The sequence below is a fragment of the Serratia sp. (in: enterobacteria) genome (assembly GCF_052400455.1).
Lineage (GTDB): Bacteria > Pseudomonadota > Gammaproteobacteria > Enterobacterales > Enterobacteriaceae > Serratia > Serratia ureilytica.
In genome coordinates, this window is sequence record NZ_CP185812.1 from 263,797 (window position 1) to 278,696 (window position 14,900).

Consider the following 14,900-nt stretch of genomic DNA (forward strand, 5'->3'; position numbering starts at 1 on the left):
ACGGCCAACACCAGGGCCATTTGCAGTACTGAAGATGACCGGCACTTTTTCGAAAATGGCTCGCTGTCATGTTCGGGCCTGCTGATATTGTCGAACGCTTTCTACCACCACCTCGGGCGTAACCACGCCTTCCTGCCCCAAAATCACTGCTTGTGAAGTGCCCTGCGCGACGATTCGTTCGCCGATGCTGAACGTATGCGTCGCATAGAAGTAGCGTTCGTCCCAATGGGTAATGGTCATGCTGACCCGATAGCGTTGGAACGGCCGCAGCGCTTTTTTATAGTCCATCGTATGTTGACTGACGATCGGTGACCAGCGTCGTTTGAGCATTAGCGCCAGCAGGCCGGTGCGAATAAACAGATCGACCCGGTTCAGGTCGCATACCGTCATATAGCGGCCATTGTTCATGTGCAAGTTGATATCGATGTCATTCAGCCAGACGCGGGTCGCCAGTTGGTTGGTCAGCGCATCCATCGACATGCGCGGTTTCCACAGTGAAGAGAGCAAGATCCAGATCAAACGCAGGTAGAGGTTCATGGTCAGTATTCCGCCGGATTGTCAGATCAGTAAGGTGGTCAGATTTTAACTGTGGTCAAACCAGTTTGTTTTGTCAAAACGCATGACGCCATTTTGCGTGATGGCAGGGGCCCGAGGGAGCCCGGAGTCGCGCAAGAGCGTCTGTGCGCGATCCGGGGTTGGATAAGGCGGGGCCATCGAGAGGGTAACGGCCCCGGCCGACACCGGGTTTGGCGGTCGGCAACGTCACTATAATCGGCGCGTTTGCCGGCGCCAGCGCCACCGTTCGGCATTGCGCGGCCGCTCCAGCGTTTTCTTCGCACGGCGGTAAACGTTGCCGCTTATTGCGCGCTGCGTCCCAGATAATCGTCCCAGTCTTTCCATACCGGCTGCAGCCCGGCGTTGCTGATGGCCTCGGCGACCTGCTGCGGCGTGCGGCCGTCGTGCGGCTCAAACTGTTCCAGCTCAGGCGGTACGTCGTCGGCATAGCCGCCGGGTTGCGTCTTGGATCCGGCGCTGACGCTATTGATCGCCACCGGGATCATATGATCGCGGAAGTACGGCGACTCCCGGGTAGACAGCGACAGCTCAACGTCCGGCGCGAACAGCCGGAAGGCGCAGATCAGCTGCACCAGCTGAGGCTCACTCATGATAGATGCGGGCTCAATGCCGCCGGCGCAGGGGCGCAGGCGTGGGAACGAGATCGAGTAGCGGCTCTGCCAATAGGTTTGCTGCAGGTAGAACAGGTGTTCCGCCAGCAGATAGCAGTCGGTTCGCCAACTGTGGGACAGGCCGATTAACGCGCCGAGGCCGATCTTGTCGATCCCGGCGCGCCCCAGGCGATCCGGCGTGGCCAGGCGCCAATGGAAATCCTGCTTCTGGCCGCGCAGGTGGTGCTGCAGATAGGTGGCCGGATGGTAGGTTTCCTGATACACCAGCACGCCGTCCAGGCCCAGCGTTTTCAGTTCGGCGTATTCCTCCTGCGCCAGCGGCTGCACTTCCATCATCAGCGAGCTGAAGTGGCGGCGGATCGCCGGAATGTGCTGGCGGAAATAGTCCATGCCGACCTTGGTCTGATGTTCGCCGGTGACCAGCAACAGATGTTCGAACCCCAGCGCCTTGATGGCTTCGCACTCGCGTGCAATCTCCGCCGCATCCAGCGTTTTGCGCTTGATGCGGTTGCTCATCGAAAAGCCGCAGTAGGTGCAGTCGTTGGCGCACAGGTTGGACAGGTACAGCGGCACATAGAAGCTGACGACGTTGCCGAACCGCTGACGGGTCAGCAACTGCGCGCGTTGCGCCAACGGTTCCAGATACGGCGCGGCCGCGGGGGAGATCAGCGCCATAAAGTCGTCGCGCGTCAGCTTGTCGGCGTTCAATGCGCGTTCCACGTCGCGCGCCGTTTTGCCGTTGATGCGCAGCGTAATGTCGTCCCAGTCCAGCTGTTGCCAGCGGCTACTGAAATCGTCGGTCATCACTGCGCCTCCTCTGGCTGGCTGAGGAAAGCGGTCAGCGGGCTGGACGCGACCGCGCCGCGCTGGCTGGAGCCTAATCCTGCGCTGCGTGCCAGCTCGCCGGCCTCCAGCGCCAGGCGAAATGCCCGCGCCATCTGCACCGGATCGCGCGCCACGGCGATGGCGGTATTCACCAGCACCGCGTCGGCGCCCAGCTCCATCGCTTCCAGCGCGTGGCTTGGCGCGCCGATGCCGGCGTCTACCACCACCGGCACCTTGGCTTGCTCGATGATGATTTCGAGGAAGTCACGGGTGCGCAGACCGCGGTTGGAGCCGATAGGGGCGCCGAGCGGCATCACCGCTGCGCATCCCACTTCTTCCAGCCGTTTGCACAGCACCGGATCGGCGCCGCAGTAGGGCAGCACCACAAAACCGTCTTTCACCAGCGTTTCCGCCGCCTTCAGCGTTTCTATCGGATCCGGCAGCAGGTATTTCACATCGGGATGGATCTCCAGCTTCACCCAGTGGGTGCCGAGCGCTTCGCGCGCCAGTCGGGCGGCGAACACCGCTTCGGCGGCCGTTTTGGCGCCAGAGGTATTGGGCAACAGCCTGACGCCCAACTGTTGCAGCGGCGCCAAAATGGCGTCGTTGCCGCCGCGCAGATCGACGCGCTTCATGGCCATGGTCACCAGCTGTGAGCCGGAGGCCGCCAGCGCCTCCAACATCAGCGCCGGGGTGGCGAACTTGCCGGTGCCGGTGAACAGGCGCGAGGTAAAAGTGGTATCGGCGATTTTCAGCATGTCAGCCTCCGGCGATCGCTTGAAACAGCAAAATGTCGTCACCGTCCTGCACCTGATGGTCGGCCCAGTCGGCACGTGGGATGATGGTTTGGTTGATCGCCAGCGCGGTGCCCGGCTGGTGGCGTTCCAGCTGGGTCAGCAGGGCGGCGACGCTGAGCGGCTGTGCCAGCTCCAGCGGTTGGTCGTTCAGACGGATCTTCATGCGGCGCCTCCGCAGACCGGGCAGGCGCGGGCCCGGCTCAGCTGCAGCGTGCTCCAGCTCTGCTGCTTGCCGTCGAACAGCCGCAGCTTGCCGCTGAGGGAGGAAGGCAGGCCGGCCAGCATCTTGATGGCCTCCAGCGCTTGCAGAGTGCCGATCACGCCCACCACCGGGCCGAGCACCCCGGCGGTGCGGCAGTTGCGCTGCGGTTCTTCCTGCTCCGGGTACAGGCAGGCGTAGCAGCCGTGCGCATAGGGCGGCTCGAGCACCAGCAGCTGGCCGCTGAAACCCACTGCGCTGCCGCTGATCAGCGGCTTGGCGGCGGCGATGCAGGCGGCGTTGACCTCATGGCGGGTCGCCATGTTGTCGCAGCAGTCCAGCACCAGATCGGCGCGGGCGACCGCGTCGCGCAGCGCTTGCCCTTGCAGCCGCTGCGCCAGCGGGATGGACTCCACCAACGGGTTCAACGCCTGCAGATGGCGTTGCGCCAGCGCCGCCTTGCCGGTGGCGGTATCGGCGCTGCGGTACAGGATTTGCCGCTGCAGGTTGGTGACGTGCAGCGTGTCGTCGTCGGCTAGCAGCAGCGTGCCGACCCCGGCGGCGGCCAGATACAGCGAAGCCGGGGACCCCAGCCCCCCCAGGCCGACGATCAGCACCGTGGCGCGCTTGAGTTTTTCCTGACCTTCCGGGCCGACATCCTCCAGCAGCAGCTGGCGGCTGTAGCGCAGGAACTCCCGATCGTTAAGCATCGTTCGGCTCCTTACCTTCGATCAGCCGCAGCAGTTCGGCCGTCGCCGCGCGCCAGTCCGGCGCCTGGGTGATGGCGCTGACCACCGCCACGCTGCCGACGCCGCACGCCAGCACCGCCGTTACGCGATCGATACTGATCCCGCCGATCGCCACCGTCGGGTAATCCGCCAAACCGGCGATGTGGCGTTTTAACTCCGCCAGCCCCTGCGGCGCCGAAGGCATGTCTTTGGTCTGGGTGGGGAAGATGTGCCCCAGCGCGATGTAGGAGGGTTTCACCGCCAGCGCGCGCGCCAGCTCGGCATCGTCATGGGTGGAAACGCCGAGCCGCAGCCCGGCGCGGTGAATAGCCGCCAGATCGGTGGTATCGAGATCTTCCTGGCCCAGATGCACGCCGTAGGCGCCGTGCCTGATCGCCAGCCGCCAGTAATCGTTGATGAACAGCCGCGCCTGATAACGCCGACCCAGCGCGATGGCGGCGGCGATATCCTCTTCGACCTGCTCGTCCGGCAGATCCTTGATGCGCAGCTGGATCGTGGTAACGCCGGCCTCCAGCAGGCGAGCGATCCACGCCACGCTGTCGACGACCGGGTAAAGCCCCAGTTTGTGGGGCGTCGCCGGGAAGGGCGTCGTGATATCAGTCATTGCTCGTCTCCTCCTGCAGGTTGCCGGCGCTGTGATACAGCTCGCTGCCGCGGGCGCGGAACTCGGCGGACATTTTCTCCATGCCGGTCAGCTGCACCTCGATCGGTTTGGCGGCCTCTTGGGCGGCGGCGTAGTCGCGCACCTCTTGTGAAATCTTCATCGAGCAGAATTTCGGTCCGCACATCGAGCAGAAGTGGGCGACCTTGCCGGACTCCTGCGGCAGGGTTTCGTCGTGATAGGCACGCGCGGTGGCCGGATCGAGCGCCAGATTGAACTGATCTTCCCAGCGGAATTCGAAACGCGCCTTGGACATGGCGTTATCGCGAATTTGCGCGCCCGGATGGCCTTTGGCCAGATCGGCGGCGTGGGCGGCGATCTTGTAGGTGATCAGGCCCTGTTTGACGTCCTCTTTATTCGGCAGGCCGAGGTGCTCTTTCGGCGTGACGTAACACAGCATGGCGCAGCCGAACCAGCCAATCATCGCCGCGCCGATGCCGGAGGTGAAATGGTCATAGCCCGGGGCGATATCGGTGGTCAGCGGGCCAAGGGTGTAGAACGGCGCTTCGTGGCAATGTTCCAGCTCTTCGGTCATGTTGCGGCGGATCATCTGCATCGGCACGTGGCCCGGGCCTTCAATCATCACCTGCACGTCGTATTCCCAGGCGATTTTGGTCAGCTCGCCCAGCGTATGCAGCTCGGCGAACTGGGCCTCGTCGTTGGCGTCCTGAATCGAACCGGGGCGCAGGCCATCGCCGAGCGACAGCGAAACGTCGTAGGCGGCGCAGATCTCGCAGATTTCACGGAAGTGCTGATAGAGGAAGTTTTCCTGATGGTGCGACAGACACCATTTGGCCATGATCGAGCCGCCGCGCGACACGATGCCGGTCAGGCGTTTGGCGGTCATCGGCACGTAGCGTAGCAGCACGCCGGCGTGGATGGTGAAGTAATCGACCCCTTGTTCAGCCTGTTCCAGCAGCGTATCGCGGAACATCTCCCAGGTGAGGTTTTCCGCCACGCCGTTGACCTTCTCCAGCGCCTGGTAGATAGGCACGGTGCCGATGGGCACCGGGCTGTTGCGCAGGATCCACTCGCGGGTTTCGTGAATGTAGCGGCCGGTGGAGAGATCCATCACGGTGTCTGCGCCCCAGCGGGTGGCCCACACCAGCTTCTCCACCTCTTCTTCGATCGACGACGTGACCGCCGAGTTGCCGATATTGGCGTTCACCTTCACCAGGAAATTGCGGCCGATGATCATCGGCTCCGCCTCCGGGTGATTGATGTTGGCGGGAATGATGGCGCGGCCGGCGGCCACTTCCTGGCGCACGAACTCCGGCGTGATGTTGTCCGGCAGGTTGGCGCCCCAGCCCTGGCCAGGATGCTGGTGGCGCAGCACCTCGCCGCGAATGCGTTCGCGCCCCATGTTTTCACGGATGGCGATGAACTCCATCTCCGGGGTGACGATGCCGGCGCGGGCATAGTGCAGTTGGGTCACGCACTTGCCCGGCAACGCCTTGCGCGGCAGCGGCAGATGTTCGAAGCGCAGGTGATCCAGCCCCTCGTCCGCCAGACGCTGTTGGGTGAAGCCGGAACTGGCGCCGCTCAGGGTCGCGGTATCGCCGCGCGCGTCGATCCAGCCGGCGCGCAGCTTGGCCAGGCCGGCGTGCACATCGAGCTCGGCCTGCGGATCGCCGTATGGGCCTGCGGTGTCATATACCGGGATCGCCTCGTTCTGTTCATACTGCGGGCTATCTTTGCTGCCGCCGACCAGGGTCGGGCTGAGCTGAATTTCGCGCATCGGCACCTGGATATCGCGGCGCGAGCCCTGCAGGTAGATGCGGCGTGAGTTTGGGAAAGCCATGCCTTGCAGCGTGTCGATAAACTGCTGGGCGGCTTCGCGTTGCGCTTTACGGGCGCGCGGTGGATTAACGTTAGACATAGCAAGTTCCTACCAGTGTGTTGGGTTGGGAAAGTTGCTTGTCTGGAGCTCGGAGGGAGTAATGATGGTGGCCGATAAGGCTGGGCGCCCGCAAGGGGAAGGCCGTGCCTGTGGCGATAGATTACTCTTGTTCCCTTCGCGGGTATTAACCCGATCAGGTTCCGCGGATCCCGAATTAACGGTCTCAGCCTGGCTGATTCGATGAACAAATCAGGCGCTAGGCACTCCGACAAGATGCCCCCCAGTATAGGAGGGATAAGAAAAAAAACTATAAAATTTTAACGCGCCGGATCCAGCGCCTGGTCCGGCAGCGGTTGCTGCGCGGCCTCCGCTTCCAACAGGATCAGCTTATCTTCCAGCGCAAAGCGCGCCGCCAGCGTTTCGCCGATATCCGACAAGGCCTGATGGAATTCCAGACAGACCTCCTGATCGATATCCACTTCGGTATAGCGATCGTGGAACGCCATGATCTGTTCGGTATTGGCCCATAGCTTGGGGTAGATGTTCACCGCCAGCGACATTTTCGGACTGGCTGCGCCTTCCACTTGTTTGATAATTCTGTCATAGATATGAAAATGCCCTGCTGAGAGGTAATCCACCAGGTTATGGCAAAAGTTCTCCAGCGCTTTTTCATTCAGCGGCGTATGCTTTTCTTTATTCGGTTTGAGGCCTACCAGCGTGCAGTAGGCGACCAGCAACTGCTTGCGGGCCTGAAGCCATTGATCAACTAATTCATTACTACCGCCAACGCGCTGAGTCAGCCTTTCCAAACGGTTGAGCATGTTTGACTCCGTGTAAGTAACAAAAGTAACCGGTAAGTTATTAAAATGTAACAAAGCCGATTTGTAGAGTGCCAGTGAAGCTGAGGTTGTGCAACAACGATATGGAACTTGCATTAACGGGCAATGAAAACGGCTGGTGGATCGTCAGCCATGAAAGCAAACTTTGGTTACCGAACGGTGAATTGCCGTCGGGGACGGCCGCCGCCCTCGGGCTGCAGGGCCACATGGCGCGCGTCATCGGTGAGTGGGAGGGCGCGCCGGTCTGGCTGGTGCGCCAGGCGATGCCGCGGGAGATGGGATCGGTGCGTCAGCTGTTGGATCAGGATCGCGGTCTGTTCCAGCTTGCCGGGCGCGGCGTGCAGCTGGCGGATTTCTACCGCTCCCATCGCTATTGCGGCTACTGCGGCCATGAGATGCATCTCAGCCGCACCGAAAGCGCCTGCCTCTGCGGCCACTGCAAAGAACGGTACTACCCGCAGATTGCGCCCTGCGTGATCGTCGCCATTCGGCGCGACGATCAGATCCTGCTGGCGCAGCACGTGCGCCATCGCGGCGGTATCCACACGGTGCTGGCCGGTTTCGTCGAAGTGGGCGAAACGCTGGAGCAGGCGGTGGCGCGCGAAGTGATGGAAGAGAGCAATATCGAAATCAAGAACCTGCGCTACGTCACTTCACAACCCTGGCCGTTCCCACACTCGCTGATGATGGCCTTTATGGCCGATTACCATCAGGGCGACCTTCGTCACGATCCCAAGGAGCTGCTCAACGCAGGCTGGTATCGCTACGACCAACTGCCGCTGTTGCCGCCGCCCGGCACCGTGGCGCGCCGGTTGATTGAGGACACCGTGGCGCTGTGCCGGGAAGAATAATGTACAATGGCCGGCAGATTATTAAGGGAGCCCCATAAATGACTGAGTTGAAGAACGATCGCTACCTGCGCGCGCTGTTGCGCCAGCCGGTGGATGTGACCCCCGTATGGATGATGCGCCAGGCCGGTCGTTATTTGCCGGAGTACAAGGCGACCCGCGCCCAGGCCGGTGATTTCATGTCGCTGTGCAAGAACGCGGAGCTGGCCTGTGAGGTTACGCTGCAGCCGCTGCGCCGCTATGCGCTGGACGCCGCCATTCTGTTCTCCGACATTCTCACCATTCCCGACGCCATGGGGCTTGGCCTGTACTTTGAAGCCGGCGAAGGCCCGCGTTTCAGCTCACCTATCACCTGCCGTGCCGACGTCGACAAACTGCCGGCGTTTGATCCGGAAGTGGAGCTGGGCTATGTGATGAACGCGGTGCGCACCATCCGCCGCGAGCTGAAGGGCGAAGTGCCGCTGATCGGCTTCTCCGGCAGCCCGTGGACGCTGGCTACCTATATGGTTGAAGGCGGGAGCAGTAAGGCCTTCACCAAGCTGAAAAAGATGATGTATGCCGAGCCGGCCACGCTGCACCTGTTGCTGGACAAGCTGGCGGACAGCGTGATCCTGTACCTCAACGCCCAAATCAAGGCCGGCGCGCAGTCGGTGATGGTGTTCGACACCTGGGGCGGGGTGCTGACCGGGCGCGATTACCGCGAGTTCTCGTTGCACTACATGCACAAGATCGTCGATGGCCTGCTGCGTGAAAATGACGGCCGCCGCGTGCCGGTGACGCTGTTTACCAAAGGCGGCGGGCAGTGGCTGGAGGCGATGGCCGCTACCGGCTGCGATGCGCTGGGGCTGGACTGGACCACCGATATCGCCGACGCGCGTCGGCGCGTGGGCGACACAGTGGCGCTGCAGGGCAATATGGATCCGTCGATGCTCTATGCTTCTCCGGCGCGCATCGCGGAAGAGGTGGAGACCATTCTGGCCGGTTTTGGCCACGGTAACGGTCATGTGTTCAACCTGGGCCACGGCATCCATCAGGATGTGCCGCCTGAGCACGCCGGCGCCTTCGTCGAGGCGGTGCACGCGCAGTCGGCGAAATACCACCGTTAAGGATTCGATGTGACCGATATGCAGGCCCTGCGCGCCGAACAGCTGCGGCGCGCTGCTGAAGTCATTCGCTACGACGATCTGCCGGCCGAACCGCCGGCCTTCATCGCCGGCGCTGACGTGGGCTTCGAGCAGGAGGGGGCGGTGACGCGTGCCGCCATCGCCATACTGCGCTATCCGTCGCTGGAGCTGGTGGAATATCAGGTGGCGCGCATCGCCACCGTCATGCCTTATATCCCGGGCTTCCTGTCGTTTCGCGAATACCCGGCGCTGTTGGCCGCCTGGGCACAGCTGCGGCAAAAGCCGGGGCTGATCTTCGTCGATGGCCACGGCGTTTCACATCCGCGGCGCCTCGGCGTCGCCAGCCATTTCGGCCTGCTGGTCGATGTACCGACCATCGGCGTGGCCAAGAAGCGCCTGTGCGGCAAATTCACGCCGCTGGAGGCCGCCGTCGGCGCGCTGGCACCGTTGGAAGATAAGGGGGAACAGCTGGGCTGGGTATGGCGCAGCAAGGCGCGCTGCAACCCGCTGTTCATCTCTACCGGTCACCGCGTGGGCGCCGACAGCGCGCTGGCGTGGGTGCAGCGCTGTATGGCGGGCTACCGTTTGCCGGAGCCCACCCGCTGGGCCGACGCCATCGCTTCGCGCCGTCCGGCGTTTCAGCGTTGGTTGCAGCAGCATCCGGAGGTGTCGCCATGAGCGATTTCGGGTACACTGCGCCGCAGATAACGCGTAAGAGAGTAAAGCATGCTACGTAACCCGATTCATTTACGTCTGGAACGGCACGAGGCTTGGCAACATTTGACCTTTATGGCCAGTTTGTGCGAGCGTATGTACCCGAATTACCAGATGTTCTGCAAACAGACCGAGTTCGGCGATCCGGCGATTTATCGCCGCATTCTGGATTTGGTGTGGGAAACGCTGGTGGTGAAGGACGCCAAGGTCAACTTCGACAGCCAGCTCGAGAAGTTGGAAGAGGCGATTCCGTCGGCGGAAGATTACGATCTTTACGGCGTTTACCCGGCAATTGATGCCTGTATCGCATTAGGGGAACTGATCCATTCGCGGCTCGGCGGGGAGACGCTGGAGCACGCCATCGCCATCAGCGAAACATCGATTCGCACCGTGGCGATGTTGGAAATGACTCAAGCCGGCAGGGAAATGACCGACGAAGAGTTGGGAAGTTTGCCTGCGGTAGAGGAAGAATGGGACATTCAATGGGAAATTTTCCGCCTGTTGGACGCCTGTGAAGAGCGCGATATAGACCTGATCAAGGGGCTGCGATCCGACCTGCGAGAGGCCGGTGTCAGCAACATCGGGATAAATTTAGCGCAATAAGGCAACAAAACGTGATTTAACGCCTGATTTGTCATGCCTTAAGGCTTCACATCCGCACCCTGTCTGGTCTACATTTGGGGGGCGTAAAAAAAGTGGCTATCGGTGCGTGTATGCAGGAGAGTGCTGTCAATCGGCATATCCGTCGCACTCGATGCTTTGCAAACGATAAACACACTGTAAGGATAACTTATGAACAAGACTCAACTGATTGATGTAATCGCGGACAAGGCTGACCTTTCCAAAGCACAAGCTAAACTGGCTCTGGAATCCACCCTGGCTGCTATTACTGAGTCTCTGAAAGAAGGTGATGCAGTACAATTGGTTGGCTTCGGTACTTTCAAAGTAAACCATCGTAGCGAGCGCACTGGCCGCAACCCACAGACTGGCAAAGAAATCAAAATCGCAGCAGCCAACGTGCCTGCGTTCGTTTCTGGCAAAGCACTGAAAGACGCTGTTAAATAAGACCGCGCCTCGGTGAAAAGATTAAACAGAGGGGCGATGGCGCCCCTTTTGTTTACTCGTCGGGTGCTCATGGCCGCCGGCATCGCCCTCGGTCTGAGCGCCTGCAGTTTCCATTCCGATATTCCCAGCTTTACCGCCAGCGGCTTTGTGGCCGATCAAGGCGTGATACGCCTGTGGCGTAAAGACGATGAGCAACATCGCCCGCAGGTGCTGGTCAGCGTCTACAGTCCCTACCGCGGACCGGGTACCATCACCACGCTGTACACCTATCAGGGCGACGTGCTGCGCCAAATCAAACGCAACGACGCCGACGGCGATCGAGATTCCATTCAACTGCGCTTTGCCGACGACGGCACGGTGAGCTTTATGCAGCGCCAGCTTGCGACACGCCGCGAACCGCTGACCCGCGATGAAATCGCCCTGTATCAATATCAGGCGCGACGTATCCTCGAAGTCAGCAATGCGCTGCGCGCCGGCAAGGTCAAATTGCTGCAGGGGCGTTGGTTGCAGGGCGAAGTGCAAACCTGCGACGGGCAGCGCTTAAAACCCGGGTTGGATGCCTCCGCCATCGCCTGGATCGAAAAACGCGCCCGCAGCAGCAGCCGGCCGGTGAGCGTCGCCTGGTTGGAAGCGCCGGAAGGCAGCGAGCTGCTGCTGGTAGCGAACGACGACTTCTGCAGCTGGGAACCGAAAGAAGACCAGCTATAAAAAAGGCCCCGCGCTGCGGAGCCTCTTGTCATGACCTTATCAGGTCAAATCACTTGCCGCGCGCAATCGCGCGATAACCGATATCTTTGCGGCAGAAGCTGCCCGGCCACTGGATGCCTTCCGCCAGCTGATAGGCGCGTTGTTGCGCCTGCGCCACGGTGTCGCCCAGCGCCGTCACGCACAGAACGCGACCGCCGCTGGTGACGACGTCATCGCCCTGCAGGCGCGTGCCGGCATGGAAGACCTTACCGTCGGCGCTTTCCTGTTGCGGCAGCCCCTGGATCACCTCGCCGTTGCGATAGTCACCCGGATAACCGCCGGCCGCCAGCACCACGCCGAGCGCGGGGCGCTCGTCCCAGTCGGAGGTTTTCTCGTTCAGGCGGCCTTCGGCTCCCGCCAGGCACAGTTCCACCAGATCGGAACGCAGGCGCAGCATGATCGGCTGGGTTTCCGGATCGCCGAAACGACAGTTGAATTCGATCACCTTCGGCTGGCCGTCGGCGGCGATCATCAGGCCGGCGTAAAGGAAGCCGACGTAGGTGTTGCCTTCCGCCGCCATGCCGCGCACCGTCGGCCAGATCACCTGGTCCATGGCGCGCCGGTGGATTTCGTCGGTCACTACCGGTGCGGGAGAATAGGCGCCCATGCCACCGGTGTTCGGGCCGGTGTCGCCGTCGCCGACGCGCTTGTGGTCCTGGCTGGTGGCCATCGGCACCACGTTCTCGCCGTCGACCATCACAATGAAGCTGGCCTCTTCACCGTCAAGGAACTCTTCCACCACGATGCGATGACCGGCGTCGCCGAAGGCGTTGCCGGCCAACATGTCGCGCACCGCCTCTTCCGCTTCCTGCAGCGTCATCGCGACGATCACGCCTTTACCGGCCGCCAGGCCATCGGCCTTGATGACGATCGGCGCGCCTTTGCTGCGCACGTAGGCCAGCGCCGGCTCCACGTCGGTGAAGTTTTCGTATTCGGCGGTCGGGATGCGGTGGCGCGCCAGGAAATCCTTAGTGAAAGCTTTGGAGCCTTCGAGCTGCGCGGCGGCCTGCGTCGGGCCGAAGATTTTCAGACCGGCGGCCTGGAAGGCGTCGACCACGCCAATCACCAGCGGGGCTTCCGGCCCAACGATGGTCAGACCGATGTCATGGCTCTGGGCGAAAGCGACCAGGGCGGGGATATCGGTGGCGGCGATCGCCACGTTCTCCAGATTGGCTTCCAGCGCGGTGCCGGCATTGCCCGGCGCAACGTAGACTTTATCCGCCAGCGGAGACTGGGCGGCTTTCCAGGCCAGCGCGTGCTCGCGCCCGCCGTTGCCGATAATCAAAATGTTCATCAGGGGCTCCACGAATGGCGTGCGCCGAAGCGCACGCGGCAAAAGGAATTAATGGCGGAAATGACGCATGTCGGTGAAGATCATCGCGATGCCGTGTTCGTTGGCGGCGGCGATCACTTCGTCGTCGCGGATCGAGCCGCCAGGCTGGATCACGCAGGTGATGCCGACTGCAGCTGCGGCATCGATGCCGTCACGGAACGGGAAGAAGGCGTCGGAGGCCATGGCGGATCCTTTCACTTCCAGCCCTTCGTCGCTCGCTTTGATGCCGGCGATCTTGGCGGAATAAACGCGGCTCATCTGGCCGGCGCCTATGCCGATGGTCATGTTGTCACGCGCATAAACGATGGCGTTGGATTTCACGAACTTGGCCACTTTCCAGCAGAACAGCGCGTCACGCAGTTCCTGTTCGGTCGGCTGGCGCTCGGATACCACGCGCAGATCGGCGGCGGTCACCATGCCGAGATCGCGATCCTGTACCAGCAGCCCGCCGTTGACGCGCTTGAAGTCCAGCCCCGCCACGCGTTGCTGCCACTGGCCGCAGGCCAGCACGCGCACGTTCTGTTTGGCGGCCAGCAGGGAGCGCGCTTCCTGAGTGACGTTTGGCGCGATGATCACTTCCACGAACTGGCGGCTGATGATCGCCTGCGCGGTGGCGGCGTCCAGCTCGCGGTTAAAGGCGATGATGCCGCCGAAGGCGGAAGTCGGGTCGGTTTGGTAAGCGCGCTCATAGGCGGCGAGGATGTCGTCGCCGATCGCCACGCCGCAAGGGTTGGCGTGCTTGACGATCACGCAGGCCGGTTCGGCGAACTCTTTCACGCATTCCAGCGCGGCGTCGGTATCGGCGATGTTGTTATAGGACAACGCTTTGCCCTGCAGCTGCTCGGCGGTCGCGACGGACGCTTCCTTTACCTCTTCTTCTATATAGAAGGCGGCCTGCTGGTGGCTGTTCTCACCGTAACGCATATCCTGCTTCTTGATGTAGTTGAGGTTCAGAGTACGAGGGAAGCGGCCGGACGGCTGTTCGGTCTCGCCGTGGTACGCCGGCACCAGCGCGCCGAAGTAGTTGGCGATCATGCTGTCGTAGGCGGCGGTGTGTTCGAAGGCCTTGATGGCGAGATCGAAGCGGGTGGCATAGCGCAGCGAGCCGTCGTTGTTGTCCATCTCGGTAATGATGGCGGCGTAGTCGCTGCTCTTCACCACGATGGCGACGTCTTTATGATTCTTGGCGGCGGAGCGCACCATGGTCGGGCCGCCGATATCGATATTTTCGACCGCGTCTTCCAGCGAGCAATCTGGGCGCGCCACGGTTTGGGCGAACGGGTACAGATTGACGACCACCATGTCGATAGGCTGGATGTCATGCTGATTCATGACCGCGTCGTCCTGGCCGCGGCGGCCGAGGATACCGCCGTGAACTTTCGGGTGCAGGGTCTTAACTCGTCCGTCCATCATCTCCGGGAAGCCGGTGTAGTCGGAAACTTCGGTAACGGGCAGACCGGCGTCTGCCAGCAGGCGGGCGGTGCCGCCGGTGGAGAGCAGTTCAACGCCGCGCTGGGAAAGCGCTTCGGCGAATTCAACGATACCGGCTTTGTCAGACACGCTGAGCAGAGCCCGGCGGATTGGACGAGGTTGTTGCATGGTTTTATCCCTTGGCTTTGAGTCGCAATTAAAGAGCGTTACGTGAATGTCCACCTCGTTCTCTCTATAAAGCGCGGTTTTCTGCCTTATAAAGGGAGGGACAGGCACAAATTCAGGTAACGCCCCCGTAAAAAGGGGGATCGTTTCGTCGCGGGGAATTGTAGCGAAAACGTTTGCGTGGCGCTCGTAAATTTTCCGTACAAATCGCATCTGTGGATAACACTGTGTGCAAGTGGGTATAAAGCGGGGTTTTGCTGTGGAATGCAGCTAACGATCGTTTTTGCTGAAAATACCTGTTGCGGCCTGCGAGGAACTCCCTATAATGCGCCTCCATCGACACGGAACATGTGAACAACTTCACAGAGTATCCGGG

At 61.6% G+C, this 14,900-nt stretch carries 16 protein-coding genes and 1 riboswitch; of the genes, 6 read left to right on the top strand and 10 right to left on the bottom strand.

What is annotated here, in order from left to right:
- Positions 1 to 66: 66 nt before the first annotated feature.
- From ACORQT_RS01210 to ACORQT_RS01245, 8 genes are all read right to left on the bottom strand, one after another.
- Positions 67 to 537, bottom strand: a complete 471-nt coding sequence (locus ACORQT_RS01210; protein WP_197802337.1) for a thioesterase family protein — start codon at positions 535 to 537, stop codon at positions 67 to 69.
- Positions 538 to 857: 320 nt separating this feature from the next.
- Positions 858 to 1,991, bottom strand: coding sequence for a 2-iminoacetate synthase ThiH (thiH, locus tag ACORQT_RS01215; RefSeq protein WP_033644362.1), 1,134 nt, complete (start codon positions 1,989 to 1,991; stop codon positions 858 to 860).
- Complete coding sequence (locus ACORQT_RS01220; protein WP_033652706.1) at positions 1,991 to 2,770, bottom strand: thiazole synthase; 780 nt, start codon at positions 2,768 to 2,770, stop codon at positions 1,991 to 1,993. Before ACORQT_RS01220 ends, thiH begins: the two co-directional genes overlap by 1 nt.
- Position 2,771: 1 nt before the next feature.
- Positions 2,772 to 2,972 (bottom strand): sulfur carrier protein ThiS, encoded by a 201-nt coding sequence (thiS, locus tag ACORQT_RS01225; protein WP_016929423.1) that lies wholly within the window; start codon positions 2,970 to 2,972, stop codon positions 2,772 to 2,774.
- A complete protein-coding gene (locus ACORQT_RS01230) occupies positions 2,969 to 3,718 on the bottom strand; it encodes a HesA/MoeB/ThiF family protein (protein ID WP_033644364.1) in 750 nt (249 codons plus the stop codon). The genes thiS and ACORQT_RS01230 overlap by 4 nt, the downstream gene beginning before the upstream one ends.
- Positions 3,711 to 4,361 (bottom strand): thiamine phosphate synthase, encoded by a 651-nt coding sequence (gene thiE, locus ACORQT_RS01235; protein WP_164057978.1) that lies wholly within the window; start codon positions 4,359 to 4,361, stop codon positions 3,711 to 3,713. Before thiE ends, ACORQT_RS01230 begins: the two co-directional genes overlap by 8 nt.
- Entirely contained in the window at positions 4,354 to 6,297 is a 1,944-nt protein-coding gene (gene thiC, locus ACORQT_RS01240) for a phosphomethylpyrimidine synthase ThiC (protein WP_033644366.1), read from the bottom strand. Before thiC ends, thiE begins: the two co-directional genes overlap by 8 nt.
- Before the next feature lie 114 nt (positions 6,298 to 6,411).
- Positions 6,412 to 6,536: riboswitch (TPP riboswitch) on the bottom strand.
- A 39-nt stretch (positions 6,537 to 6,575) separates the two neighbouring features.
- Positions 6,576 to 7,079 (bottom strand): Rsd/AlgQ family anti-sigma factor, encoded by a 504-nt coding sequence (locus ACORQT_RS01245; protein WP_019456431.1) that lies wholly within the window; start codon positions 7,077 to 7,079, stop codon positions 6,576 to 6,578.
- A gap of 101 nt (positions 7,080 to 7,180) precedes the next feature.
- On the opposite strand from ACORQT_RS01245, the gene nudC reads away from it, so the two are divergent.
- The 6 genes from nudC to ACORQT_RS01275 all read left to right on the top strand — a co-directional run bounded on the left by nudC (position 7,181) and on the right by ACORQT_RS01275 (position 11,556).
- Positions 7,181 to 7,948 (top strand): NAD(+) diphosphatase, encoded by a 768-nt coding sequence (gene nudC / locus ACORQT_RS01250; RefSeq protein ID WP_033652716.1) that lies wholly within the window; start codon positions 7,181 to 7,183, stop codon positions 7,946 to 7,948.
- Positions 7,949 to 7,986: 38 nt separating this feature from the next.
- The gene (gene hemE / locus ACORQT_RS01255; RefSeq protein WP_033652710.1) at positions 7,987 to 9,051 is read left to right on the top strand and encodes a uroporphyrinogen decarboxylase; all 1,065 of its coding nucleotides are present in this window, start codon (positions 7,987 to 7,989) and stop codon (positions 9,049 to 9,051) included.
- A gap of 9 nt (positions 9,052 to 9,060) precedes the next feature.
- The gene (gene nfi, locus ACORQT_RS01260; protein WP_164057979.1) at positions 9,061 to 9,747 is read left to right on the top strand and encodes a deoxyribonuclease V; all 687 of its coding nucleotides are present in this window, start codon (positions 9,061 to 9,063) and stop codon (positions 9,745 to 9,747) included.
- A gap of 48 nt (positions 9,748 to 9,795) precedes the next feature.
- Positions 9,796 to 10,386, top strand: a complete 591-nt coding sequence (locus ACORQT_RS01265; protein WP_033644369.1) for a YjaG family protein — start codon at positions 9,796 to 9,798, stop codon at positions 10,384 to 10,386.
- Between the two features lie 189 nt (positions 10,387 to 10,575).
- Positions 10,576 to 10,848 (top strand): nucleoid-associated protein HU-alpha, encoded by a 273-nt coding sequence (gene hupA, locus ACORQT_RS01270; RefSeq protein WP_004929874.1) that lies wholly within the window; start codon positions 10,576 to 10,578, stop codon positions 10,846 to 10,848.
- A gap of 36 nt (positions 10,849 to 10,884) precedes the next feature.
- The gene (locus ACORQT_RS01275; protein WP_080273415.1) at positions 10,885 to 11,556 is read left to right on the top strand and encodes a DUF1481 domain-containing protein; all 672 of its coding nucleotides are present in this window, start codon (positions 10,885 to 10,887) and stop codon (positions 11,554 to 11,556) included.
- A gap of 49 nt (positions 11,557 to 11,605) precedes the next feature.
- Here the strand turns inward: ACORQT_RS01275 and purD are convergent, their stop codons facing one another.
- Positions 11,606 to 12,889, bottom strand: a complete 1,284-nt coding sequence (gene purD / locus ACORQT_RS01280) for a phosphoribosylamine--glycine ligase (protein WP_046688074.1) — start codon at positions 12,887 to 12,889, stop codon at positions 11,606 to 11,608.
- Positions 12,890 to 12,937: 48 nt separating this feature from the next.
- Entirely contained in the window at positions 12,938 to 14,527 is a 1,590-nt protein-coding gene (purH, locus tag ACORQT_RS01285) for a bifunctional phosphoribosylaminoimidazolecarboxamide formyltransferase/IMP cyclohydrolase (RefSeq protein WP_089181545.1), read from the bottom strand.
- Positions 14,528 to 14,900: the final 373 nt, after the last annotated feature.

Excerpts from the sequence above, each read along its gene's own strand:
- thiC (WP_033644366.1), bottom strand. The coding sequence starts at position 6,297 with ATGTCTAACGTTAATCCACCGCGCGCCCGTAAAGCGCAACGCGAAGCC.
- hemE (WP_033652710.1), top strand. The coding sequence starts at position 7,987 with ATGACTGAGTTGAAGAACGATCGCTACCTGCGCGCGCTGTTGCGCCAG.
- thiS (WP_016929423.1), bottom strand. The coding sequence starts at position 2,972 with ATGAAGATCCGTCTGAACGACCAACCGCTGGAGCTGGCACAGCCGCTC.
- thiH (WP_033644362.1), bottom strand. The coding sequence starts at position 1,991 with ATGACCGACGATTTCAGTAGCCGCTGGCAACAGCTGGACTGGGACGAC.
- thiE (WP_164057978.1), bottom strand. The coding sequence starts at position 4,361 with ATGACTGATATCACGACGCCCTTCCCGGCGACGCCCCACAAACTGGGG.
- ACORQT_RS01275 (WP_080273415.1), top strand. The coding sequence starts at position 10,885 with ATGGCGCCCCTTTTGTTTACTCGTCGGGTGCTCATGGCCGCCGGCATC.
- purD (WP_046688074.1), bottom strand. The coding sequence starts at position 12,889 with ATGAACATTTTGATTATCGGCAACGGCGGGCGCGAGCACGCGCTGGCC.
- hupA (WP_004929874.1), top strand. The coding sequence starts at position 10,576 with ATGAACAAGACTCAACTGATTGATGTAATCGCGGACAAGGCTGACCTT.
- ACORQT_RS01210 (WP_197802337.1), bottom strand. The coding sequence starts at position 537 with ATGAACCTCTACCTGCGTTTGATCTGGATCTTGCTCTCTTCACTGTGG.
- ACORQT_RS01245 (WP_019456431.1), bottom strand. The coding sequence starts at position 7,079 with ATGCTCAACCGTTTGGAAAGGCTGACTCAGCGCGTTGGCGGTAGTAAT.
- purH (WP_089181545.1), bottom strand. The coding sequence starts at position 14,527 with ATGCAACAACCTCGTCCAATCCGCCGGGCTCTGCTCAGCGTGTCTGAC.
- ACORQT_RS01265 (WP_033644369.1), top strand. The coding sequence starts at position 9,796 with ATGCTACGTAACCCGATTCATTTACGTCTGGAACGGCACGAGGCTTGG.
- nudC (WP_033652716.1), top strand. The coding sequence starts at position 7,181 with ATGGAACTTGCATTAACGGGCAATGAAAACGGCTGGTGGATCGTCAGC.
- ACORQT_RS01230 (WP_033644364.1), bottom strand. The coding sequence starts at position 3,718 with ATGCTTAACGATCGGGAGTTCCTGCGCTACAGCCGCCAGCTGCTGCTG.
- ACORQT_RS01220 (WP_033652706.1), bottom strand. The coding sequence starts at position 2,770 with ATGCTGAAAATCGCCGATACCACTTTTACCTCGCGCCTGTTCACCGGC.